Genomic DNA, 23,476 nt, shown 5'->3' with positions numbered 1-23,476 from the left:
TCGTTCTGCTTAGTTTAGCTCCCCAACCGCATCCAGGGAAATAAAAGAGTGGCACTCAAAAACGTCATCGGAATCGATCACGCCGTGATCATGGTGAAAGATCTCGACAAAGCCGCCGAAAACTACAAGCGGCTCGGCTTCACCGTGTCGCCGCGCGGCACCCACAGCGCGCATATGGGATCGGGCAACTACACCATCATGTTCGATCCCGATTATATGGAATTGCTCGGCGTGCTGACGGCGACGGAACATAATGCTCCGGCGCGGGCCTATCTCGAAAAGAACGGCGAAGGCATCGAGCGCATTGCGTTCACGGCGGTGGATTCGGCCGAAGGCGCCGAGGAAATCCGCGCGCGCGGCTATCCGCCGGTCGGCCCCACCGATTTCGAGCGACCGGTGACGATGCCTGATGGAACGGTGTCCGCAGCAAAATTCCGGACGTTTCAGTGGCCGACGGCGGAAGCGCCGGGCGGCGTACGCATCTTCGCCTGCCAGCACAAGACCCGCGAGACGGTGTGGATTCCCGAACTGATGAAGCACGCCAATGGCGCCAAACGGCTGAAGCAGGTACTGATGGTCGCGCCCGAGCCGGCCACGGAGGCCGCGCATCTGTCAAAGATGATCGACCGCGAGACGCGCAACGAGACTGATGGCGCGGTCGCGGTGCCCTCAGGTGGCGACCGCGCGGATTTCGTGTTCCTGACGAAAGATCAACTCGGCAAGCGCTATCCCGGCGTGTCGCTGGCCGGCCTGCCCGAGCGCGGCGGCGCGGGGCTCGTGATCGCAGCCGATGTCGCGGCGACGGAGAAGGCGCTGGGTGCGACCGGTGTGAAGAGCGCCGGCGGCGTTGTGGTGCCGCCGGCTGCAGGCAACGGCACGCTGCTGGCGTTTGTGGCGTAGCCAAGCGCATCGATCGCGCCGCACCGGTTCAGGGGCTGGAAATCCGGACGATGGCGAAGGGCAAGATGACAACGGAAGGTGACGCGGCGGCCGCCCGCCGCGGCCGCCCCCGTTCTGCCGAAACGACAAACGCAATCCTGCAAAGCGCCTATACGCTGATGGCGAGCACAGGTCTTGCCGCCACCAGCATCGACGCGATTGCGCGGCACTCGAACGTTTCGAAGATGACCATCTATAAATGGTGGCCGTCGCGCGAGGCACTTCTGATCGACGCATTTCTGAATCAGGCGTCGATGATGCTGCCGATCTCAGGCACCGGTCAGCCGGCGGCCCGCTTTAGACGCCACGCCGCCGCCTATGCCGAAGCGCTGCAGGGCGAGTTCGGCAAGGTGCAACTCGCGGTGATCTCGGAATGCATCTCCAGGACCGGATCAGCGGAGATCTTCTACGAGCGTTATCTCGACCATCGCCGGACTGCGCTGATCGAACTGATCGCGGCCGGCCAGCAGGACGGCAGCATCGGCGCAACAGGCGCGCCGGAAGACCTTTACGATGCGATCTACGGGAGCCTGTTCTACCGCTACATTTTCGGCATCAAGCCGATCTCGCCCGCGCAGGCTCGCAACCTCGTCGATACCCTCCTGATGATCAGAGATCGCCAGGGCGGCTTGCCGGACTGACGCGAGCCTGGCGGAACCAGGCCCAGGTCTCGCGCGTCACCGCTCGATAGCCCCTGCCCCGGAACTTGATCTGACCATCAACGATCCTGTTCAACTTCGGCAGCGCATGGAACGGAATGGACGGATACGCGTGGTGCTCGGCGTGATAGGGCATGTTCCAAGCGAACCACTTCATGACCATGCCGGTGTAGGTGGTGCGGGTGTTCTGGAAAGCGCTGCGCGTCCGTTCGCAGCCGGTGTGCTCGGCATAAAGGTACGGACGCAGAATCAACTGGCCGAGAAGCAGCGGAACGATCCAGACCCAGAGCAGAATCGCGGTGTACAAAGCGAGCGAAGCGAGCAGCAGCAGGACATAGCCCGTCAGATACAGGCGCGCCTCCCTGACGACGATGTGGCGCTTGCTTTCGGGAACCCAGGGAAGCGCGACCTTGCCGGTCAAGGCGTGACGCAGCATCAACAACTCTCGCCCGGCGAGTTGGACAAGGCCGGTATAGGCAATCGCCAATTGCGTGTCAGAGGATGGCTTGGGCCCAACGATCAGCTCCGGATCGCGCTGGGGATCCTGGGTGTAGCGATGATGGTCCCAGTGAAACAGGCAATAATATTCATAGCGGTTCGCGATCACGAAAGCCGACAGATGGCCGACGACAAGGTTGAGCGCGCGGCTGCGGAACGCAGTCTTGTGGGCGGTTTCGTGCATGGGCATGAACAGGAAGGCCACGAAATAGGCCTGCACGACGATCAGGGGCAAGGCCCACGCCAGTCCGTAAGTCGTAGAGACCAGCCATATCAGGGCGCCGACCACCGCGATCGCACCGTAGTGACTGATGGTGCGAATGGCGCCTTGAAGGTCCGAACGCACTGAAAGCTCGCGGAGTTCGGCCGACGTCAGCGGTTTCTCCCCTGTTGCCGTAATCGCAGTGCTCATGTCGTCGTCGCCTCCGATAGATGATTTTCAGGCCAGCAGCAGCGCCGAGATCTCGGCATTGATGAAAGCGCGATCTGTGGCGTTGTTGATCGGGTTTCCGGCACGGTGACCGTGGATCGAGGGAATCGGATGCAGTTCGGCTGACCTTGCATTGACGAGCCGGCCCAGTTCGGCCTCGTTGTCGCGCATGTCGAAATAGCGATCGGTCTGCCCGGGCATCAGCAGGATGCGCGCCCTGACGGCGGCGAGCGCGCGGTCGATGTCGCCGCCGAATTCGTCACACCGGCTGATATCGCCGCGCTGCCAGATGGCGATCTGCGCCAGCAGATCGTTGGCGTCGCGCCTGGCGAAAGCAACGTCCCACGAGCGCGCCAGATAATCCTCGAGGCTCGTAAAGCCGGCCTCGCGCCAGACCTCGTCGCGGTAGTACGCATGCGACATCGCCCAGCCCGCATAGACGCGTCCCATGGCGCGAAGTCCGGCGGAAGGTTTTGCGATGAAACGGCCGTCGCGGAAAGCCGGGTCCGCCGTGAGCGCGGTCTTCACGCCCTCAAGGAATACGTGATTATAGGGCGAACATCTGGCGCTGCCGCAGACGACGGCCGCCCGCTCCACCATATCGGGATGACAGGCGGCCCAGTGATAGGCCTGCATGCCGCCCATCGACCAGCCATAGACGAGCGCGATTTTCGAGATTCCGAATTGCTCCACAAGCAGGCGGCGCTGAACCGCGACCGCGTCGTGATAGCTGATCGCCGGAAACGGCGTGACGTCGGAATTGGACGGCGACGAGGACAGGCCGTTGCCGAACAGATTCGGGATGATGATGAAGTAGCGATCGGGATCCAGCGCGCCGCCGCGCTGGATCAGCCATTCGGTGTCATAGTGCTGCGCGCTGAACGATGTCGGATAGACGATCACATTGTCCTTGCGCGCGCTCAGCGTGCCATAGGTCTGGTAGGCGAGCTGCATCGAAGGGAACGCGACGCCCGACTGGAGCAGGACGTCTCCCGCCTCGAAGACATGATAGTCGCTGCGAGTTGTCATAGCCGCAGTTCCAGGGCCTCTAATTACTGTACTTATAGTACATTATTTGAGTTGGACCGCAACAGATTTCGCTGGCCGGCAATGACTTGCCCGCGGTCGAAGGTGGGAATGAAAGTTGGCGCCGTTTCGCGCTCCGCTCATCCCGGGGAGCGCGGAACGCGCGTCTCGAAGGAAGAGGCCCGACTGTGGCCTCATGGTCGAGACGCGCTTCGCGCTCCTCACCATGAGGAGTTGGAAGCTCACTCCGCCGGCGCCGCCGCCGGCACTTCCGAATGCGCGCTGTAGTCCACGCTCGGACTATTCTTCGCCAGCGCGTACAGGCCCGCTGCCACCACCGCATAGGCGAGCGCCACGCCCGGCGTGACACCAAGACCGCCGCCGATGCCGACGGCTTCGCCGTGCATGAAGCCGAAATAGGTCATGACCGCACCGGCGAGCGCGAAGGCTGACGCCTTCATGAAGTCCCGCTCGATGACGAACACGCCGATTGCGCCGAGAACGAGGCCGGCGAGGATCGAGCCGCCGCCCATCACTTCCAGCCCGTGATAGATCACGCCCTGCTGCGGCAGCGCCGCGATGGCGGCGGCCTTCACCGCGTCCGCCTTGTCGGCCGCAAGCCCGCCCACCGTCTGCGCCACGGTCATGGTCGAGGCCAACATGGTGTCGATCTGCAGTTTGGCCCACGCGGCAAGATGCGGCGTCAACGCCAGCACGATCGCGGGCGCGTGCTTGACCGGCGTGGTCTGGAACGCCTGCGCGCCGATCAGCATTCCGATATAGAGCAGGATCGGCGAGATCGCGACCACGGGCACCAGCGCCAGCAGCACCGAGATGATGCCGAACCACGATAGCAGCACCACCAGGATGCCGGTCGCCGCCGAATAGCCGATCCGTCCGCCCATCGCCTTCCAGCCGGGATGGCCGATATAGACCGCGTTGATGAAGGGATTGCCCATCAGGCAGCCGATCAAGCTGACGACCCCGTCGGCCGTGAGCACGCGCGTGGTCGGATATTCGTCGCCGGCCGCTTCCGCGCTTTCTACATTGTCCATGGCTTCGACGAGGTCGTAGATGCCGAACGGAATCGCCGTCACCAGAATGATGCCGAGGTATTCAAAGCCGGAGAAAACTTGGCCGAAGGCCGGCAACGGCACCGAGAAGCCGAAATTGGCAAAGGCATCGCCGACGCCTTTCAGGCTCAAGCCGCCGAGCCCGAGGCCGAACAGGTTCGAGCCCCAGGCGATCAGCATGCCGGCGGCAATGGCGACGAGGCCGGCCGGAATTCCCTTCGGGTATTTTACACCGCCGAACCAGGCCACCAGAATGATGGCGAAGCAGATCAGGCCGATCTGCGGCGTCATGTACATTTCCAGCGCCGGCCGCATCGAGATGAAGGTGACGGAGACGCCAGCGAGCGTGCCGAGCAGCGCCGCGCGCGGGGTGATCTTGCGGATGTACGGCGCGATGAAACCGCCGATCATCAGAATAAAACTCTGGAAGAACACCCAGACGAGACCCGCCGACCAGCCCTTGACGGGATCGCCGGTCTTCAGCGTGATCGGCAGCATGATCACGAAGGTGACGATGAACATGTGCGGCACGCTGACGCCTGATGGCAGCGCGCAAACGTCGTTGCGGCCGGTCTTCTGTGCGAGCCTGTAGGCAAGGTACGCATAATAGAACGTGGAGAGGCACATCATCAGGCCGAGCGCCGGCAGGATGCGGCCGAATACAATCGAGTCAGGCATCTTCAGCACGAAGCGCAACAGCCCGGTCAGCACCAGCATGTTGACGAGGATGTTGGTGCCGAAGCCGAACAGCGCGTTCCAGTCGCCCGGCGTCCACAATGCCGGCTTGAAGGTGGATGATGCTGATGTCCCCGTGGTGCTCATCGTGATGCCCCCGCTACTGCCGTTGCTGGAATCTCCGGTGAAATCGCCTCCAGCACCGCGGCCGAATTGGAGACCCAGCCGAAGATGCCGCCCTGGGCCTTGATCATCTTCAGGCCCATCTCGTGGAATTCCGGAAAGTAGGAGGCGCAGCCGTCCGCCAGCACCACGCAGCGATAGCCGCGGTCATTGGCCTCGCGCACGGTGGTGTTGACGCAAACCTCGGTGGTGACGCCGCACACCAAAAGGTTCTCGATGCCGTAGCGCTGCAGCACCTCGCCAAGCTCCGTGGCGTAGAACGCGCCCTTGCCCGGCTTGTCGATCACGATCTCGCTGTCGAGCGGATAAAGCTCAGGAATGATGTCGTGGCCGGCTTCACCACGAATGAGGATCCGCCCCATCGGGCCGGGATCGCCGATGCGCAGCGACGGCGCGCCGCGCTCGACCTTGGCCGGCGGCGCGTCGGAGAGATCGGGCAGATGACCTTCCCGGGTGTGGATGACGAGCATGCCGGCCCCGCGCGCCGCATCCAGCACGGATGCGATCGGCTTAACCGCCCGCGCAAGCTGGCTGACGTCATTGCCGAGCGTCTCGCCGAAGCCGCCGGGCTCCATGAAATCGCGCTGCATGTCGATGATGAGAAGCGCGGTGACTGTCCAGTCGAGCTCGATCGGCTCCGGCTCCGCTGCGAGCTTTGCTGAGTTCGCCATGACGTACGCGCCCCGAACGAGACAAGTCTCGCGGTAAGGCAAGCAAGGCGCATGCCATTGTGTACAATGAAGTCAGGTGGTGGGTCTGAAGAAAATCGGCCGTACTGTCAGTCCGTTACTTGTCGATGCTAATAGTGGCGCATCTTCGCTGAACGCACTGCAAGCGAGCAGTTGCCCATTAGCTGTGCACGCCGCGATGGCGCCTCCCCGACCTCTGATCTGATGATCCGCCGTTTCCTGTCCGCACCTGTCCGAGCAGCTCGACCAGCCAGGCAAGGCCAGCATCCATCAATGCCACTTTCGGCAGGACGACATTGATCGAGAAACGGGGAAGCGGCAGCGGCGGTTTGATGGCGACGACATTGAAACGGGCGCCATGAATTTCCACAAAGCGTTTCGGCAGTGCGGAAACCATCTCGGTCTCGGCCAACACCGAAAGGGCGAAATTGAAATTCGGCACCGTCAAGGTAACGTGCCTCGCCAAGCCTTTCTTGGCGAGTTCAACGTCCACGAATCCGGAGACATCGCCGGTGTGGGAAACAACGAGATGCTCCAGCTCGCAGTAGCGCTTGAGAGTGGGATTGCGCTGGAAGGCATGGCCCTTGCGCGCGGCGATAACGAACTCTTCCTCGTAAAGCGTCCGTTTGTGGAAGCGAACCGGGATATCGCCGAATGGAATGATTGCAATGTCCAGCGTCCGGTCTTCGAGCTCCTTTAACGCATCCTTCCACGCCAGATGGGGCACAGTGAAGCCTTGCACCGGCAGGAGCTGGCGGATGCTGATGTCGGTACCCGGCGCGACCTCCCGCAATGTCTCCAGTAGCGAAGGCAGAATAACCGACGACACGCCGTCCGGCGCGCCAATGACGAAGCGGCGCGTCGATTGGCGCGGATCGAACGGCGCAGCCGTCGAAACGACCCCGCGGATACGCGCGAGAATTTCAGCCACTGCTGTCGCGAGCTGAAGGGCACGTTCTGTCGGAACGACGCCCTTCGGGGTCTTGAGAAACAGGGGATCGCCGAGCAGCGTCCGCAGGCGGCCAAGGCCATGGCTGATGGCGGACGGCGAAAGATGCAGCCGCTCCGCCGACCGGCCGACATGCCGCTCCTGAAAGACGATCTCGAACAATACGAGCAGGTTGAGATCGATCCGGGACAGGTCAGTTTGGTTCAGCATAATGCTGAAATCATATCACTGGATTCAGCATGATTGAAGTGAGATTTGGGCAGGACCCGCCGGTCAGTCGCCGGCCCAATTCGAATGAAAAGAGATCGAAATGTTCAAATCGAACCACTGGAAGCGTTTGGCGCTGAAGGCCGCACTCGCCTTGCCGCTGTCGGCCAGCGCCGCACAGGAGCCACCGGCCGCAACAACGGATCAGGAGCTCATCGACCTGGTCGGCAAGACCGAGGCGCGGGCGTCGGCTTTCATGAGCGGGGACATGGGCAGATGGTCCAGCCTCACGCGCATCTCCGATGACTTTACACTGATGCAGCCGTTTGGCGGCGGCGCCAGCCGGGGTTTTGACATGAGTCCCGAGCGGCTGGCGCGGCTCGCCGACTATTTCAAGAACGGCGATGCCAAGCTCGAGCTCGTCCAGGCCTACACGTCGAACGATCTGGTCGTCCTTGCAGCGATCGAACGTCAGCACGGTGAGGTCGGCGGCTTGCCGGACCAGGATTGGTCGCTGCGGGTGACGCTGGTCTATCGCAGGCAAGGCGCGGAGTGGTGGCTGGTTCACCGCCATGCCGACCCGCTGGTCCGAAACGTCGGACTTGAGACCGCGGCCGCACTGGCCCGCGGCGCAAAACTCGAAGCCCGGTGACTAGGTCCTAAGCAGCGACATTCCGAATGCCCGCTGCCAGACCGACAGAAAACGTGGAAACCAGGAGTGAGCGACGGCGCTCTGATAAGCCCACGTGCGGTACTTGAGGCCCTTTTCCGACAGCAGCTCCTGATATCCGCCGTGCGTTTCGGTCGCGGTACGGATGTCCCTCAATATATCGCGGGCACGGGACCGGTACGTGTCGGTGCCGGAATGTTCATCGTAGTCCAGCATGCGGTCGGCGAATTCGACGTTAAACGTCGGCCAGCAGGAACGCCCCTGGTAGGCCGAAGCCGCGATCTTGTGGATCATCTTGGTCTGCGGATTATCCACGGATACCAGGAAGTGAGACGTATCCGGAATTCGAAACTGCGGCTCGCCAAGTATCAGATCGGTCGTGGCTGCGAACAGCGCGCGTTCGCTCTCGTCACCGAGATCCCAAAATCCCTGGTGCACATTGACGAAATCGAGCGCAATGGCAGACGCCGCCGGCTGATGTCTGGAATCTAGGGCATGCTGAATATGGCCGTGCTTGCCGAACAACCGCAGAAGCTCCTTCTTGTACTGCGAAAGCGCGCGTCCAATCAGCCCCTCCAGCTCCGTCTGGTCGACCACCCCCAACCGAATGCCGCGCACAAAGGTCGCGTAGACGCATGCATTGGTGACGAAACGCCTGCGCTCGGCACGGGTATCCGTCGCCGCGGAACGAGGTGCGTTTAGGTCACACAGCAGAGCCGCGATGCCGTTGTCGTCGAACGGCTGCAGGGCGCTGGCGAGTTGAAGTATCGCCTTCTTCAGGTCCTCGCGGTACCCGGCGAGCAACAGACGGCCGGCATGAGCGCCTTGCGCCATCGCCAGATATGAAGACGCCCTTTGGTCGGCGCGTATGATCTGTTCCAGACCGGCGAGGATGCCCAGCAGCGTATCCGACGGCAGCGAGAAGTAATTGACGCCGATGTACCGATCGCCGCCTGCGGGAACAATGGTCGTGGTGACGACATCGGCGCGGACGGCCTCCAGCATCAGCCGGACGCTCTTTTCGAGCAGGCGAACCCTGCGGACGGCATCCTCGGAATCCAGGATGGTCTCGGGATCGAGAACATCGGGATAAAACCAGGCAAAGTCCCGAGGATAGTAGGCGGATGCGTGCGGCGCCCCCGTGACCAGAAAGGCTTCCTGCGGAGAAAAGGCATTGTCGACCGAGCGCCTGTACAGCTCCTCGATCCCGGTCGATGAGTGATATTTTCTCAGGAACCGGTCGGCGAGAAAATTGACAGCCTGAATACCGTTGGCGACGCAGGTGGCAATCGGACCCTGGTAAAATCGGTACTCGCGATGAGATGAAAATGAAATGTGACGGTGCATCTGCCTGGACGAACGAGGTTTCCGTGGCTTCGATTACCACGGGTTGGCGCCCCAGACATCGTCGATTCGTATTTCTGCCAGATGACTCATGATGTCATTGCGTTGTCATAAAAGCGGGAAGCCCTCTAGCCTGTAGGGTGGGTAGAGCTCAGCGAAACCCACCATGCCTTCCCGATTGCCCTCGCTCACAGCTGCAAGTTAGCGTGAGCCAGAGGTGATGGGTTTCGCTGCGCGCTACCCATCCTACGATCAGGCGGCTCCGCCTCATACCTTTGGCCGGAAATTCTCGATCAGCCGCAGCAGCACGCGTGCCCCCGCATCGGCATCGGCGGGCTCGACATGCTCGGCCGGGTTATGGCTGATGCCACCGCGGCAGCGCACGAACAGCATGGCGACATCTGATATATCGATCATCGCCATGCCGTCATGCCCCGCTCCGCTCGGCAGTTCGAACGCGCCGAAACCTTCGGCCGCAACCGCTTCCGCCATTTGCGCTTTCAGCCAGGGCGCACAGGGCACGGTACGATTTTCGTGGGTCACGTCGATCTGGAGCGACAGTTCCCGGCGCTTTGCGATCGCCTCGATCCGCCGCACGATCTCGGCGACAGCGCCCTTGCGGTGGGTGTCGGTCGGCGCGCGGATGTCCAGGGTGAATGACACCTTGCCCGGAATGACGTTGGTCGCGCCCGGCAGCGCGGTGATGGCGCCGACGGTGCCGACCAGGCCCGAGCCGTCGTCCCTGCAGAATTGTTCGACCGCGACGATGCATTCGGCGGCGCCCGCCAGCGCATCGCGCCGCAGCGCCATCGGCACCGTGCCAGCATGGCCGGCCATGCCGGAGAGGTTCGCGGCGAGCCGCGTGGCGCCCGCGATCGCCGTCACCACGCCGACGGGAATGTTTTGCTGTTCCAGCACCGGCCCCTGCTCGATGTGCAGTTCGACATAGGCATGCAGTTCGCGGCGCACCCGCGCGGCCGCGCCGATGCGGTCAGGGTCGAGGCCGAACTGCGCAAGCGCCTCGCGCATCGAGACGCCGTCACGGTCACGCGTGTTGAGCACGCTTTCGTCGAAGGTGCCCGCAACGGCCCGGCTGCCGAGCAGCGTGGAGGCAAACCGCACGCCCTCCTCGTCGGCAAAGCCGACGATTTCGACCGCGAAGGGCAGCCGCACGCCGCGCCGGTTCAGATCGGCGACACAGGCAATCGCCGTGATCACCCCGAGCGGCCCATCCCATTTGCCGGCGTCGCGCACGGTATCGTAGTGCGAGCCCAGCATCACGCACGGCAACCCCGCGCGCGCGCCCTCGTAGCGGCCGCAGACATTGCCGATGGCGTCAAGATGCGCGGCCATGCCGGCGTCCTTCATCCACGACAGGATGAGATCGGCCGCGGTACGGTGCTCGGGCGACAGGAAGATCCGCGTCAGATTATCGCCGGTCTCGGAAATCGCTCCGAGCTGATTGATGCGGCTTACGATTTCATCGCCGAGCATGGCTTCATCCAATATCGAAAGCATCGTCGGCGAGATGGGCCAGATTGGCGTGCCAATGCTGCGCGATCTCCAGCCGCGTCGGCACCCAGACCCGCTCGTGCTTTCCGATATAGTCGAGAAACCGCATCAGCGCCGCGGCGCGGCCGGGGCGGCCGACGACCCGGCAATGCAGGCCGACGGACATCATCTTCGGCGCGGTTTCGCCTTCCGCATAAAGAACGTCAAAGCTGTCCTTGAGGTAGGTGAAGAATTCGTCGCCGCCGCCAAAGCCCTGCGCGTTGATAAACCGCATGTCATTGGCATCGAGCGTATAGGGGATGACCAGATGCGGCTTCGAGTCGCGCGACTTGACCCAGTATGGCAGGTCGTCGGCATAGGAGTCGCAGAGATACAGCAGACCGCCGGCTTCCATCAGAAGCCTTAATGTGTTGATCGAGGAACGGCCGGTATACCAGCCGAGCGGACGTGCGCCGGTCGCCTCGGTGTGGACGCGGATTGCAGCTGCGATCTCGGTCCGCTCCTCGGTTTCCGACATGTCCTTGTGCTCGATCCATCGCAGGCTATGGCTGGCGATGTCCCAGCCGGCCTGCTTCATGGCGGCGACGATGTCCGGATTTCGCTGCAGCGCCTTGGCGACGCCGAACACGGTGGCGGGCAGATTGCGCTCAGTGAACATCCGCCACAGCCGCCAGAAGCCGGCGCGCGAACCATATTCGAACATCGATTCGATATTGGCGTGGCGCTGTCCGGGCCAGGGCTTCGCGCCCAGTACGTCGGACAGAAACGCTTCCGAGGCAGGATCGCCATCGAGAATATTGTTCTCGCCCCCCTCCTCGAAATTCACCACGAACTGGACGGCGACCCGCGCATTGCCGGGCCACTTCGGATCGGGCGGGTTGCGCCCGTAGCCGCGGAAGTCGCGCGGGTAGACAGGCGCGGCCATGCTCAGACTTCCTCGAAGCGGATCTTCTGCGCGCCCTTCCACAGCACGGTCTTGCCGAACGCGGTCAGGTTCTCAAGGCCCGAGGTCAGGGTGATGAAGTGGTTGCCGGCGAGCTGGCCCATCTTGCTGGCGAAATGCACGCCGCCATAGGCCAAGAGGATTTCGGTCTCGCTGATGCCGCCGGGATAAAGAATGATCTGGCCGGGCGCGGGGTAGCTGGTGTGGTTCTCGTAGGAGACGCCGAAATCGAGATCGCCGAGCGGCATCCAGACACCCTCGCCGCTCCAGCGGACGTGGATCGCCTGGCTCTCGAACGGCATCGCCTTGCGGAAGGCGGCGACCGTCTTCGGCGCCAGTTGCTCCTCGAAACGGGCCTCGAAGGTGAATTCACCGGCGCGGACAATCAGTTGGCTCATCGATCTCTTCTTCTGGATACAGGTAAAGGACGAAAGTTCAACCGTATCCATTACAGCCGGAACCAGCGGAAGCAAGGCCCATTCCGGCCCCGTCGGGATTGAGTTGGAGGAGCATGGACCGAATTGCCTGAGATCGGTGTTGTTGGAGGCGCCAGACTTCAACCCGGGGAAAACAACTGATGGAGAACGCTGTAAGGAAGCTATTCGAGCGATACGAGAGCTTTTTCAATCAGTCCCTCGAAGGGAACTCGGATATGGATGAGGTCGCGTCGCTGTATGCCTCGCATTTCATCGCGGCCTCGACTGCCGGGGTTATGACCGGGAAGAACGACGATGAGCTAAAGTAGGTCATGGCACAAGGATACGCGCACTATCGCGCGATCGGGACCAAGGGGATGCGGATTCGTCATATTCGTATCTCGCCGATCGATGAGCATCACTGCGTGACCCATGTCTCTTGGACCGCGACTTATGCTCGCAAGGATCAGAAGGACACAACAATAGACTTCGATGTTCACTATCTGGTCCAGAAGCTAAACGGCGAGGCAAAGGTCTTCGGCTGGGTGTCGGGCGATGAGCAGGCGCTTCTAAAGCAGCACGGCATTGTCTAGAGCCCTTTCGGTTTGATTGAACCGATCATCCGTGGTGCTCAGCTATGAGCCCGCGCCGGCACCGGCCGCGACCGCGCATCGCCATGCTCGAACGCGCCGCCGAAATCGGCGATCGGGGGCGATACCATGGCGCGCTCGCGCGGGAATGCTTCGGGCATTTCCTCGCGAATGAAGGCCAGCAGCTTTTCCCTGATCTCGCAGCGCAGATCCCAGGATTGCGGTGCGGATCTGGCACTGACCAGCGCCCGGAGTTCGATCGCCCGCGGGCTGGCCTCGATCACCTGGAGATTGACCACGGCGCCATCCCACAATTTGGACTCGCGCACGGCCTGCTCGAGCCGCTGCCTGATCCGTGAGACGTCGGTGCAGTAATCGACATGAAAGGCGATGGCCCCGATCAGCGATTGGGTGTCGCGGGTCCAGTTCTGGAACGGACGCTCGATGAAGTAGGACAGCGGGACCACCATCCTGCGCCAGTCCCAGAGACGGACCACGACATAGGTCGAGGCGATATCCTCGACCCATCCCCATTCGTTCTCGATGATGACGGCGTCCTCGATCCGGATCGGTTGCGTGATCGCGATCTGGACGCCTGCGATCAGGTTTGAGAGCAGCGGCCTTGCGGCAAGGCCGACGATCAGGCCGGCGGCGCCGGCGGACGCAAACAGGCTGACGCCGTATTGCTTGACGGATTCGAAAGTCATCAAGGCGGTCGAGATCGCGATGAGGATGATCAGCGTATCGATTACGCGCTTGAAGACGCGAACCTGGGTGACATGCTTGCGGGCGAGAAAGTTCTCATCGGTGTCGAGGCGGAACCGCTGCAGATAACGCGCGGCCCCCATGTCGACGGCGCGAACCGTGATCCATCCGATCAGGGCGATGACGGCGACTACGAAAAAGTGCCTGAGCTGCTCGCGCAGCACGTCGTTCAGCGGCGCCAGCGGCAGCACCAGCGCGACCGCCACCAGACAGAGCGCCAGCCGGCTCGGTCCGGCGATCCGCTGCAGGAGCAACGTCACCGCCGGCCAGCGTGCTGCGACTACGCGCCTGACGATTCTGGCGGCAATACCGTAGACGAACAGTGCAATGAAAATAGCTCCCACGACGAGGCCCAGACCGATTGCCCATTGCGGCACCCAGCCAAATATCTGTTCGAATTTTGACAGAAGATCTTCCATGCAAGATTCCCCGCTGCGTAGCGCCCGTTGGGCCGCTAACGCATTGATCCGTGCATTGGTCCCGCATCTGACGCAGCGCAGCAATTCACTGAGCGCATTTCGCTATTCGACGGGTTTGCTTGCTTTCCCTTCGCCTTACGCGTTTCATTCGGAACAAACATGAGGGACCAGGGACGCACCAATGCCAGCAAGAATCATCGGAATGATCGGCACCCAGCAGGAGGGCGTCGCGGTTCACCTGATCAAGGGACAGATATCGCGGCAATGGGTGATCGATTTCACCCGGCTGCATGAGCAGTGGAACTATGATTCCGTGCTGGTTGGATATTATGCCTCCGCCGCCGAAGGTTTTGCGATTGCGCTCTATGCGGCCGACCACACCGAGCGGATCAAGTTCCTGATCGCGCACCGGCCGGGCTCGGTGGCGCCGGCGCTTGCCGCGCGGCAGGTCGCGACCTTCGACCAGCTCACACAGGGCCGGCTGTCGCTGCATATCATCGCCGGCACGAGCGACGCGGACCAGGCCAGCGAGGGCGACTTTCTGCCCAAGAACGACCGCTACCGCCGCGCCAGCGAATATCTCGAGGTGTTGCAGAAGCTCTGGACCAGCGACGGCCCGATCGATCACAAGGGCGAGTTCTACCGCGTCGAGGGCGGTTTCTCCGACATCAAGCCTCATCAGCAGCCCTACCCCACCCTCTTCTTCGGCGGCTCTTCCGGGGGCGCGCTGGAGATGGGCGCAAAGCATTGCGACGTATTCGCGATCTTCGGCGAGCCGCTGAAGGAGACACGCGAGCGGGTGCAGGATTTCCGCCGGCGTGCCGCCGTGTTCGGGCGCCAGGTCGGCTTCAACATGTCGCTGCGGCCGATCATGGCGGATACCGAAGGCGCGGCATGGGACAAGGCCAACGCCCTGCTGGCGGATGTCGAGCGCAAGACCGGCGCCGCGCCGCAACCGACCAACCAGTCCGCCGAACGCCTGCTCGGCTACGCCGCGCGAGGCGACGTACATGACGAGCGGCTGTGGATGGGAATTGCCCGCGCCACCGGTGCGCCGGGCAACACGTCATGCCTGGTCGGCACGCCCGAGCAGGTTGCGGCGGCGGTGTTGAAGTATTACCGGCTCGGCATTCACTCCTTCCTGCTACGCGGTTTCGAAAATCCGCACGACACGATGGCGATCGGCCGTGACTTGATTCCGCTCATCAAGCAAGGTGCGCTGGCGATCGACCGGCAGGCCGAGGCGGCCGAATAGAGTTCACCTCAACAATCCGCACGCACCTCAAGATGCCTTCGCAAGGCCTTGAGGTTGACCAGGAAACCGCATGAGAGATTTTGCATGAAGGCCGTCGTTGTCGACAACTACAATTCGATTGACGGTATCTCGATCAGGGAGATCGATACGCCCGGCCTCGCCGCGGGCGAAGTCCGTGTCAGGATCGGCGCGGCGGCGGTCGGCTTCGTCGATGGCTTGAAGGTACAGGGTCTCTACCAGACCAAGGATCCGCTGCCGTTCGTGCCGGGAACGGAGTTTGCCGGAACGGTCGACGACGCCGCGGACAATGTCAGCGCCTTCAAGCCGGGCATGCCGGTGATCGGCATGGCCCGTTCCGGCGCGCTCGCCGAATATATCTCGGTGCCGTCGGCAGCGCTCAGGCACCTGCCGCCGCAGGTGCCGTTCGAGGCCGGCGCATCGTTTCAAGCCAATTATCTGACCGGGCTTTACGCGCTGGAGGCCCGCGCCTCGCTTCAGGCCGGCGAGATATTGCTGGTGCTGGGCGCGGCCGGCGGGGTCGGCATTGCCGCCGTTCAGATCGGCAAGCTGATGGGCGCGCGGGTGATCGCCGCCGCCTCAACGGCCGAGAAGCGCGACTTCGCGGTTGGCTTCGGCGCCGATCAGACCATTGACTACACCAAGGCGGACTGGCGCGACACGCTAAAGGAATTGACCGGCGGCCATGGGCCCGATGTCATTTACGATCCCGTCGGCGGCGAAGTATCGCTGCAGGCGTTTCGCTCGATTGCCTGGCGCGGACGGCATCTCGTGGTCGGGTTCGCTTCGGGCACCATCCCGGCGCTGGCGTTCAATCTGCCGCTGCTCAAAGGAGGCGCCCTGCTCGGGGTCGATCTGGCGCAGATCCAGCGGCGCGAGCCGGAGACTCACACCCGGCTGATGGCGCAATTGTTCGACTGGCTGGCATCCGGCAAATTGCAGCCGGTGGTCGGCAAGATTGTGCCGTTCGAAAATTTCCGCGAGGCGTTCAAGACCATGCAGTCGCGATCGGCGCTGGGCAAGATGATCATCAAATTAGGCTGAGCGACGCGTCGAGGATATTTGCTGATGTCTCTGGAAAATGCCAACAAATCGCGCCGCCTGATGCACACGCGATCGGTCGAGTGCGAAGGCTTTCTGCGCGACGACGGGCTCTGGGAAGTCGAGGCGTGGCTGCGGGACACGAAACCGTTCACCCAGCGCGCCGATCGTTTTCGCGAGGAATTGAAGCCGGGCGATCCCGTGCATGACATCGGCCTGCGGCTCGCCATCGATGAAGGCATGATCATCCACGAGGCGGAGACGATGATGCGCGCGACGCCCTACCCGACCTGTGTCGAGGCCGAGCCGATCCTGCGGCGCCTGATCGGCGAGCGCATCGGCCCGGGCTGGCGCGAAACGGTGCGGCGCAAGATCGGCCGGCTGGAGACCTGCACGCATCTGATGGAGCTCCTCGGCCCCGCCGTGACCACGCTGTACCAGACCATGTCCTATGGCAGGAAACCGGAGGGACGCGACACGCTGGAGAACCAGCAGAACTCTGGTGAGCGTCCATTCTTCATCGGCGGCTGCCATTCCTGGCGCACCGACGGCCCGATCGTCGCCGCGATGTTCCCGCAGTTCGCAACCAAGCCGGCGGCGAGGGATTAATGCGTGATCCGATAAACTCCTGATCAGATTGATTCAAGGGAGCCAACGATTCTTCGCTGGCATCGTGCGGCGGTCAGCCTTGATGTCCGCGGCCGGCGTCGAGACCGGCGCGACTGAAGGCGGCGTCCTTTTGGGAACCGTTCAGATAGACGTCCTTGCGGGTCACTTCACCGCTTTCATTCACGGTGACGACATCGACCATCTCGACCTTGGCGGGAAACGGTTTGCCGTTCGTATCCAACAGATCCATGGTCATGGACCATTCAAAGATCCAGTGATCGGCGCCAAACAGCTTTCGCCTTTCTTCAAGGCCGAACTGATACTTGGCAAACAATCCAATGCAATGTTGCCGGAGCGCTTCGCGTCCGTTCACCGGCTCCGATCCGTCGTGCACCCAGAAAACGGTGTCATCGGAATGAAGCGATGCAATCAAATCCGGATTACGCGTCGTCCACCCGACATGATAGCGGGCAAACAGCTTTTCCAGATCGTTGCTTTGTTCGGCAATTGCTCTCACGTCCACCCTCCCAGTTGGCTTGTTATGGAGGATGCATTTACCGACTCATAGTCGGTAAGTCAAGAGGAGGGAGACGGAGGCTGTCCGCAGCGATTTTTTTACGGATGCTTCTGAAGTCCGTACAGCATGCTCCGCAAGGTCGCACAGTAAACGCGGGCGACCGCAACTGGGTTTTCGGAGCTACCAGTCACCAGCGCGGCTTCCATGGTTGCTCCGGCGACAAGCCGGGCGGCAGACTCAACTTGCCGCCGAGAAGCTTTCGGTCCCATGATTGCGACGAGGCCGCTATGGATCGAAGCAAAGAAGTGATGATCATCGATCTCCCGCCATCGCTTCCAGCCCAGCACGACAGGCCCATCGATCAGAATTAGCTGCCGTAATCCGGGGGCGCTGGCCGCCTTCAGATAGGCGAGAATATTCATCGCGATAGTTTCGGGTGTGCGCTTCCCCGTGTTCGATTTAAGGCGCGATTCAAGCTGACTCGCCAACTCTGCCTGTACACGATCGAGCACCGCCTCGAATACAGACTGTTTGGACGAGAAGTGGTGATAGAAACCGCCTTTCGCGATGCCGGCTGCTGCAGCGATCTCATCAATGCTGACTGCATCGAATCCTCGAGTCATGAAGAGCCGTTGAGCCGCGCCTAACACTCCCTCAATCGTCGCCGCCGATCGTTCCGACTGCCGAGCCATTGCTTCTCACATCCTGGAAATTCTTGCCGACAGACATCGGCCGTGCATGCACGTTTACTTTGTCCGGTACGAAAATTCACTATCGATGTATCGCTAACCTGGCGAAATGCCTGGCCCTTTGCCCCGGCGTCATGCTGTCGGGAAGCGAACGCCGATCCGCTTTCGCAACCAGCCAGGCAGTTCGACCTACCGCGCAGCCCTGATGCGATCGTAGATCGCAAACGCCGCGGCCAATGCGCATCCAGCGATGATGCCGACGGTCAGGTCTTCGATCACGGTCAGGCCGAAGGTGGCGATCAGCACCGCGGCGCTGCGCCAGCCGCGAAGCAGGCGAAAAAACTCTTCCTTCTCCGCCATGTTCCAGCACACCACCACCAGCACGCCGGCCAGCGCCGACAACGGAACGAAGCTTGCGAGCCGGGCTCCGAGCACCATGAACACCAGCACAAACAGCGCGTGCGCCATGCCGGAAACCGGGCTGCACGCGCCCGCGCGGATGTTGGTTGCCGTACGGGCAATCGTGCCGGTGACGCTGATGCCACCGAACAAGGCGGAGGCGACGTTGGCGATGCCTTGCGCCACCACCTCCATATTGTAGCGGTGCTTGCGCCCGGTCATGCCGTCGGCGACCTTTGCGGACAGCAAGCTCTCGACGGCGCCAAGCAACGTGAAAGAGAGCGCGGCAGGCAGCACTTCGAGCACGGTGGCGTAGGAGATCGCCGGCAGGCGTGGCCCTGGGAGTCCATCCGGAAGTTGGCCGAAACGGCTGCCGATCGTCTCGACCGGCAGATGGAACAGCCAAGCGGCCACCGCGGCCAGCACGACCGCGATCAACATTCCCGGCGAATTCGGTGAAAGCCGCCGCAGCAGGAAGATCAGGGCCGCCGAACCGATGCCAATCGCGACCGCGGCCGGCGAGATGGTCGGCAAGGACTGCGCCAGCATTGCAAGTTTCGGCAGCAGCGGTCCGGGTTCGGCCGCCGGAAGCTTCAGCCCTCCGAGATCCCGCAGCTGGCTGGCAAAGATCGTAACCGCGATGCCGCAGGTGAAGCCGACGGTCACCGCATGTGGAATGTAACGGATCAACGCGCCGAGCCGCAAAAGGCCGATCAGCGTCAGCATGAAGCCGGAGATGAAAACCGTCAGCAGCAGCCCCTCGAGGCCGAACCGCGTTACAGTGGCCGATACCAGGACGATGAACGCGCCGGCCGGACCGCCGATCTGATAGCGGCTGCCGCCCAAAGCCGATACCAAAAAGCCGCCAATGACGGCGGCGTATAACCCGCGCTCGGGCGATACGCCCGAGGCGACGGCGATCGCCATCGAGAGCGGGAGAGCAACGATGGCGACCGTCAGGGCCGCCAGCATGTCCTTGCGAAAGCACCCGAGACCGTATCCGTCGGACAGGACGGTGAGGAGCTTGGGGCGATAGGTATGGGCAGTAGCGGAGCCGTCAGGCATTGCGGGTTAACCAATCAAGGATTCGCAGATTATAGCGAAGGGAGAGAGGCGGAACCAGAAGAACTCCCCCTGCGCAGCGATCGTGCAGAGTCCCCGTAAAAGCACGGCATCGGCCGGCGCCGGCATGCCGGAGGTTGCGATGAACGACCGCGTCACCCAGTAAGGCTTGCGGCCTCGACAGGCCGGACGAGGCTTGTTGGTTGTGCGCAACTTCCGTGCACGCCATCGACAAAGCCGCGCGAGCGGAACGCATGCGTTCCCGCGAGGCGAAATTCTCGCATTGCGGAATTTCATCACGGATGTAAGGCGCAAAAGGACGCAGCCGAAAACGAATTGTCAGATTGGGCGTGACGCCACGGCGGACAGGTGTCACTATCCAGCGATAAACAAATGTCGCGCACGTCGGACGAAGCGCGGCTGCCAAGGGGGAAACAAAGCGTCGACGTGGACGTATGCGCTCCCTTTTGGCCTAACCGGTCCGCTGGCGTCGCATGGGACAACAGATTGTCCATCGTCTGCTGATTTCGTTCCCCGCCTTGCTCGGGGTTCTCTTCCTCTGCTTTTGCCTGTTGCAGGTCGTGCCCGCCGATCCCGCGATGATCATCGCGGGGCCTGACGCGAAGGCCGAGACCATCGCGGCGATCCGCCAGGAGCTCGGCCTCGACCGATCGATCCCGGTTCAATTCTTTGAATACATCCTGCGTGTGCTGCGCGGCGATCTCGGGCGCTCCATCATCTCCAACCGGATGGTGAGCGAGGAATTGGCGATGACGATCGGGCCCACGATCGAGCTGATGCTGGGCGGGATGCTGATCGCGGTGCCGATCGGGCTCGCGCTCGGGACGCTTGCGGCGGTCAACCGCGGCCACCTTACCGATCGCATCATTATGGCTTGCTCGGTCGCGGGCGTGTCGATGCCGGTGTTCTTCATCGGCCTGATCCTGATCCAGTTCGTCGGATTCAAATGGGCGCTGTTGCCGTTCACCGGCCGCACCGGGCCGGTATGGGACGGCGGATTGCCGAGCCTGATCCTCCCCGCCCTGACGCTCGGCGCGGTGCTGATCGGCCCGATCGCGCGGCTGACGCGCACCGCCGTGCTGGAAGTGCTCGGCGCCGATTTCGTCCGCACCGCGCGCGCCAAGGGATTGCGTGAGCGCGTGGTGATCATCCATCACGCGCTGCGCAACGCCATGATCCCCGTCGTCACCCTGATCGGGCTGCAGGCGGCGTTCCTGCTCGGCGGCGCTGTCGTCACCGAAACAATGTTCTCGTGGCCCGGTGTCGGCCGGCTTGCGGTCGGCGCCATCGTCTCCAGCGATTTTCCGACCGCGCAGGGCGCGATCATGATCCTTGCAGTGGCCTTCCTCACCATCAACCTCATCGTGGACGTGCTTTACGTGTACCTAGATCCGAGGGTGCAGCGAAGATGAGCGCCGAAGCCCTCGATACCGGCTTTGCCAGGGAGCGCGAAAGTGGCGTATTCGCCCGCGCCGGAGTGCTGCGCCGGCTGGCGCGCGACCGGGTGGCTGCGCTCGCCGGGCTGGTGCTTTCGGCCATCGTGCTGGCGGCGCTGTTCGCGCCGTGGATCGCGCCCTACGATCCCTACTTCACCGACCTCACCAAGGTGATGCAGTCGCCCGACGCCAAGCACTGGTTCGGCACCGACAATACCGGCCGCGACATCTTCAGCCGCGTTCTCTACGGCACGCGCAGCACGCTGATGCTCGGGCTGGTCGGCGTGATCGTCGGCGGTTTCATCGGCGGCGTGCTCGGCATCCTCGCTGCCTATTACCGGCGGCTGGACGGCTGGATCATGCGACTGGTCGACGTGATGCTCGCGTTCCCCGCGATCCTGATCGGGCTCGCGGTAGCCGCGATCTTTGGCGCCGGACTGACGGCGGTGGTGATTGCGCTCGTCGTCGCCACCGTGCCCGACGTCGCACGCGTGGCGCGGGGTGCGGCGATCGGCGTGATGGGCCAGGAATTCATGGAGGCCGGCCGCGCCGTCGGCGTCTCTGACAGCGAGCTGATCTGGCGCTACCTGACGCTCAACTGCATTTCGACGATCTTCGTGTTCCTCACCCTGCGCTTCGGTCAGATCATCCTGATCGGCGCCGCGCTCGGCTTTCTCGGCATGGGCGCGCAACCGCCGACCGCTGAGCTCGGCATGATGGCGGCGCAGGGCCGCGACTTCCTGTTCATGGCGCCGCATATCGCGACGATCCCGAGCTGTGCCATTTTCGTGATCGTGCTGGCCGCCAACCTTCTGGGCGACGCATTCCGCGACGTCCTCGATCCGAGGCTGCAGACATGATCAGACTAGCACTGGGAATGTCCTTGGCACTGTGCGTGACGGGCCCGGCGTCGGCTCAGACGCTCCAACTGATGAAGGGGATCGACGCACCGCATTACGATGCGCAGCGCACGACCTGGGGGCCGACCTCCGACATCGTCAACATGTTCCAGGATACGCTGGTCGCGCTCGACTGGGACGGCCGCACGCCGGTCCCCTATCTCGCCAAATCCTGGACCATCAGCGAGGACGGCCGGACCTATACCTTCAAGCTGCGCGACGACGTTTCGTTCTGCAGCGGCAAGAAATTCACCGCCGACGACGTCGTCTACAGCTTCAAGCGGCTGAAGGATCCCGCGATCAAGGCGCCCTATGCCTGGCGCGCCGGCGTCATCAAGGAGCTGCGCGCGACCGACCCCACCACCGTCGAATACGAGCTCGAGGAACCCTACTCCGAGCTGCTGCTGCAGCTCACGATGTTCACCAACGTCATCCACAACAAGGAGAGCGTCGAAGCGCTGGGCAAGGACTACGGCATCAAGGGCGCCGATGGCACCGGGCCCTGGTGTTTCGAGAGCTGGCAGCCGCGCACCGAGATCGTTCTGAAGCGCCACGACGCCTACAAGTGGGGTCCGTCGATGTACAAGAACAAGGGCCCGGTGAAATTCGAAAAACTCAGCGTCAAGATCATGCCCGAGGAATCCAGCCGCGTGGCGGCCATGATGGCCGGGCAGTTCGACATGACCCATCAGTTCCCGCCGCAGTTCATCGCGCAGGCCAAGGCCGCTCCGATGCTGACCGTGACGCCGGCAAAGCCGAACTTCCAGTTGCTCTATTTCGGCTTCAAGACAACGCGGCCGATGGTATCGGACAAGCGCGTGCGCGAGGCGATGAGCATCGCCATCAACCGCGCCGAGATTGCCAAGGGAGTGCTGCTCGGCAATGCCGATCCGGCCTTCACCATCGTCGATTCCGACGCGCTCGATCACGACGCCGGCACCAAGGGCATCGTGAAGGAGGACATCGAGCGCGCAAAAGCCCTGCTTGACGAAGCCGGCTGGAAGATCAGCAGCGACGGCGTCCGCGAGAAGGACGGCATCAAGCTACAGCCCAAGGTCTATTACACCCAGGCCGGCAACACGCCGCGGGTCGCCGAAGCGATCCAGGGTTACCTTCGCCGCATCGGTGTGCAGTGGCAGCTGCAGCCTTGGGACTCGACCATTGCTTCCGCCAAAATGGCCGAGCAGGACTACGAAATCTGGTCGGTGACCGTGCCGTATCTATCGGCCGGCGACCTCATGAACATCTACTTCGATTCCCGCAACATCCCGACGCCCAACCGGATGAACTGGAAGGACGCAGAGACCGACGACTGGCTGAAGCAGGGCCGCTCCGCGCTGACTGACACCGACCGCGCCAAATATTACGCGCTGGTGCAGCAGAAGGTGATGCGGGAGCATCTGTGGATGCCGGTGCTCAACATCAACATGGATCAGGTGGCCAATAAAAAGATCACCGACGCCAGGCCGCACATGATCTACCAGAATACTTTCTACAAAGGGTTGGACGTGTCGCGCCAGAAATAAGAAATAACAAGGGAGAG

At 62.5% G+C, this 23,476-nt stretch carries 21 protein-coding genes and 2 pseudogenes; 10 read left to right on the top strand and 13 right to left on the bottom strand.

The window, feature by feature from the left end; all coding sequences use genetic code 11:
- Positions 1–48 precede the first annotated feature (48 nt).
- Together AC0QUY_RS11170 and AC0QUY_RS11165 are read left to right on the top strand one after the other, a co-directional pair.
- A complete protein-coding gene (locus tag AC0QUY_RS11170) occupies positions 49–900 on the top strand; it encodes a VOC family protein (RefSeq protein WP_475386873.1) in 852 nt (283 codons plus the stop codon).
- Between the two features lie 50 nt (positions 901–950).
- Complete coding sequence (locus AC0QUY_RS11165; RefSeq protein WP_475386872.1) at positions 951–1,580, top strand: TetR/AcrR family transcriptional regulator; 630 nt, start codon at positions 951–953, stop codon at positions 1,578–1,580.
- Here the strand turns inward: AC0QUY_RS11165 and AC0QUY_RS11160 are convergent.
- From AC0QUY_RS11160 to AC0QUY_RS11140, 5 genes are all read right to left on the bottom strand, one after another.
- Positions 1,549–2,508 (bottom strand): fatty acid desaturase, encoded by a 960-nt coding sequence (locus AC0QUY_RS11160; protein ID WP_475386871.1) that lies wholly within the window; start codon positions 2,506–2,508, stop codon positions 1,549–1,551. The genes AC0QUY_RS11165 and AC0QUY_RS11160 overlap by 32 nt on opposite strands.
- A gap of 27 nt (positions 2,509–2,535) precedes the next feature.
- Entirely contained in the window at positions 2,536–3,555 is a 1,020-nt protein-coding gene (locus AC0QUY_RS11155) for an alpha/beta fold hydrolase (protein ID WP_161852710.1), read from the bottom strand.
- Between the two features lie 239 nt (positions 3,556–3,794).
- Positions 3,795–5,447 carry a regulator gene (locus tag AC0QUY_RS11150; RefSeq protein ID WP_475386870.1) on the bottom strand — a complete coding sequence of 551 codons (1,653 nt, stop codon included), beginning with the start codon at positions 5,445–5,447 and terminating at the stop codon, positions 3,795–3,797.
- Complete coding sequence (locus AC0QUY_RS11145) at positions 5,444–6,154, bottom strand: cysteine hydrolase family protein (RefSeq protein ID WP_475386869.1); 711 nt, start codon at positions 6,152–6,154, stop codon at positions 5,444–5,446. The genes AC0QUY_RS11150 and AC0QUY_RS11145 overlap by 4 nt, the downstream gene beginning before the upstream one ends.
- Before the next feature lie 178 nt (positions 6,155–6,332).
- Complete coding sequence (locus AC0QUY_RS11140; RefSeq protein ID WP_475386868.1) at positions 6,333–7,331, bottom strand: LysR family transcriptional regulator; 999 nt, start codon at positions 7,329–7,331, stop codon at positions 6,333–6,335.
- Positions 7,332–7,431: 100 nt separating this feature from the next.
- On the opposite strand from AC0QUY_RS11140, the gene AC0QUY_RS11135 reads away from it, so the two are divergent.
- Positions 7,432–7,980, top strand: coding sequence for a YybH family protein (locus AC0QUY_RS11135; protein WP_475386867.1), 549 nt, complete (start codon positions 7,432–7,434; stop codon positions 7,978–7,980).
- Here AC0QUY_RS11135 and AC0QUY_RS11130 read toward each other — a convergent pair whose 3' ends face one another.
- From AC0QUY_RS11130 to AC0QUY_RS11115, 4 genes are all read right to left on the bottom strand, one after another.
- A complete protein-coding gene (locus AC0QUY_RS11130; RefSeq protein ID WP_475386866.1) occupies positions 7,981–9,345 on the bottom strand; it encodes a hypothetical protein in 1,365 nt (454 codons plus the stop codon).
- A gap of 264 nt (positions 9,346–9,609) precedes the next feature.
- On the bottom strand, positions 9,610–10,836 hold the full coding sequence (locus AC0QUY_RS11125; protein ID WP_475386865.1) for an allantoate amidohydrolase: 1,227 nt from the start codon (positions 10,834–10,836) through the stop codon (positions 9,610–9,612).
- 4 nt (positions 10,837–10,840) lie between these two features.
- Positions 10,841–11,779 (bottom strand): allantoinase PuuE, encoded by a 939-nt coding sequence (puuE, locus tag AC0QUY_RS11120; RefSeq protein WP_475386864.1) that lies wholly within the window; start codon positions 11,777–11,779, stop codon positions 10,841–10,843.
- 2 nt (positions 11,780–11,781) lie between these two features.
- Positions 11,782–12,195 carry a DUF3830 family protein gene (locus tag AC0QUY_RS11115; protein ID WP_057833489.1) on the bottom strand — a complete coding sequence of 138 codons (414 nt, stop codon included), beginning with the start codon at positions 12,193–12,195 and terminating at the stop codon, positions 11,782–11,784.
- 179 nt (positions 12,196–12,374) lie between these two features.
- Here AC0QUY_RS11115 and AC0QUY_RS11110 point away from each other — a divergent pair.
- Positions 12,375–12,806, top strand: a pseudogene (locus tag AC0QUY_RS11110) (nuclear transport factor 2 family protein).
- A 38-nt stretch (positions 12,807–12,844) separates the two neighbouring features.
- On the opposite strand, the gene AC0QUY_RS11105 reads toward AC0QUY_RS11110, so the two are convergent.
- Positions 12,845–13,987 (bottom strand): mechanosensitive ion channel family protein, encoded by a 1,143-nt coding sequence (locus AC0QUY_RS11105; RefSeq protein WP_475386863.1) that lies wholly within the window; start codon positions 13,985–13,987, stop codon positions 12,845–12,847.
- A 181-nt stretch (positions 13,988–14,168) separates the two neighbouring features.
- Between AC0QUY_RS11105 and AC0QUY_RS11100 the strand changes: the two genes are divergently transcribed.
- The 3 genes from AC0QUY_RS11100 (at position 14,169) to AC0QUY_RS11090 (ending at position 16,910) form a co-directional block, all read left to right on the top strand.
- The gene (locus AC0QUY_RS11100) at positions 14,169–15,242 is read left to right on the top strand and encodes an LLM class flavin-dependent oxidoreductase (RefSeq protein WP_475386862.1); all 1,074 of its coding nucleotides are present in this window, start codon (positions 14,169–14,171) and stop codon (positions 15,240–15,242) included.
- 84 nt (positions 15,243–15,326) lie between these two features.
- Positions 15,327–16,304, top strand: coding sequence for an NADPH:quinone oxidoreductase family protein (locus AC0QUY_RS11095; protein WP_475386861.1), 978 nt, complete (start codon positions 15,327–15,329; stop codon positions 16,302–16,304).
- Positions 16,305–16,328: 24 nt separating this feature from the next.
- Positions 16,329–16,910 carry a DUF2889 domain-containing protein gene (locus AC0QUY_RS11090; protein ID WP_475386860.1) on the top strand — a complete coding sequence of 194 codons (582 nt, stop codon included), beginning with the start codon at positions 16,329–16,331 and terminating at the stop codon, positions 16,908–16,910.
- Positions 16,911–16,983: 73 nt separating this feature from the next.
- Here the strand turns inward: AC0QUY_RS11090 and AC0QUY_RS11085 are convergent, their stop codons facing one another.
- The 3 genes and pseudogenes from AC0QUY_RS11085 to AC0QUY_RS11075 form a co-directional block, all read right to left on the bottom strand.
- Entirely contained in the window at positions 16,984–17,427 is a 444-nt protein-coding gene (locus AC0QUY_RS11085; protein WP_475386859.1) for a nuclear transport factor 2 family protein, read from the bottom strand.
- Between the two features lie 98 nt (positions 17,428–17,525).
- Positions 17,526–18,119, bottom strand: a complete 594-nt coding sequence (locus AC0QUY_RS11080) for a TetR/AcrR family transcriptional regulator (protein WP_475386858.1) — start codon at positions 18,117–18,119, stop codon at positions 17,526–17,528.
- Between the two features lie 213 nt (positions 18,120–18,332).
- Positions 18,333–19,580: pseudogene (locus AC0QUY_RS11075) on the bottom strand (SulP family inorganic anion transporter); the annotation flags it as partial.
- A 491-nt stretch (positions 19,581–20,071) separates the two neighbouring features.
- Here AC0QUY_RS11075 and AC0QUY_RS11070 point away from each other — a divergent pair.
- The 3 genes from AC0QUY_RS11070 to AC0QUY_RS11060 are packed head-to-tail and all read left to right on the top strand — an operon-like array spanning position 20,072 to position 23,459.
- Positions 20,072–21,010, top strand: a complete 939-nt coding sequence (locus tag AC0QUY_RS11070; RefSeq protein ID WP_475386857.1) for an ABC transporter permease — start codon at positions 20,072–20,074, stop codon at positions 21,008–21,010.
- On the top strand, positions 21,007–21,894 hold the full coding sequence (locus AC0QUY_RS11065) for an ABC transporter permease (RefSeq protein WP_475386856.1): 888 nt from the start codon (positions 21,007–21,009) through the stop codon (positions 21,892–21,894). Before AC0QUY_RS11070 ends, AC0QUY_RS11065 begins: the two co-directional genes overlap by 4 nt.
- A complete protein-coding gene (locus tag AC0QUY_RS11060) occupies positions 21,891–23,459 on the top strand; it encodes an ABC transporter substrate-binding protein (protein ID WP_475386855.1) in 1,569 nt (522 codons plus the stop codon). The genes AC0QUY_RS11065 and AC0QUY_RS11060 overlap by 4 nt, the downstream gene beginning before the upstream one ends.
- The last annotated feature ends 17 nt before the right edge of the window (positions 23,460–23,476 follow it).

Source organism: Bradyrhizobium sp. WYCCWR15520 (genome assembly GCF_056174665.1).
The sequence above is the reverse complement of the archived record's forward strand: the minus strand, read 5'-3'. Positions and strand labels throughout refer to the sequence as shown.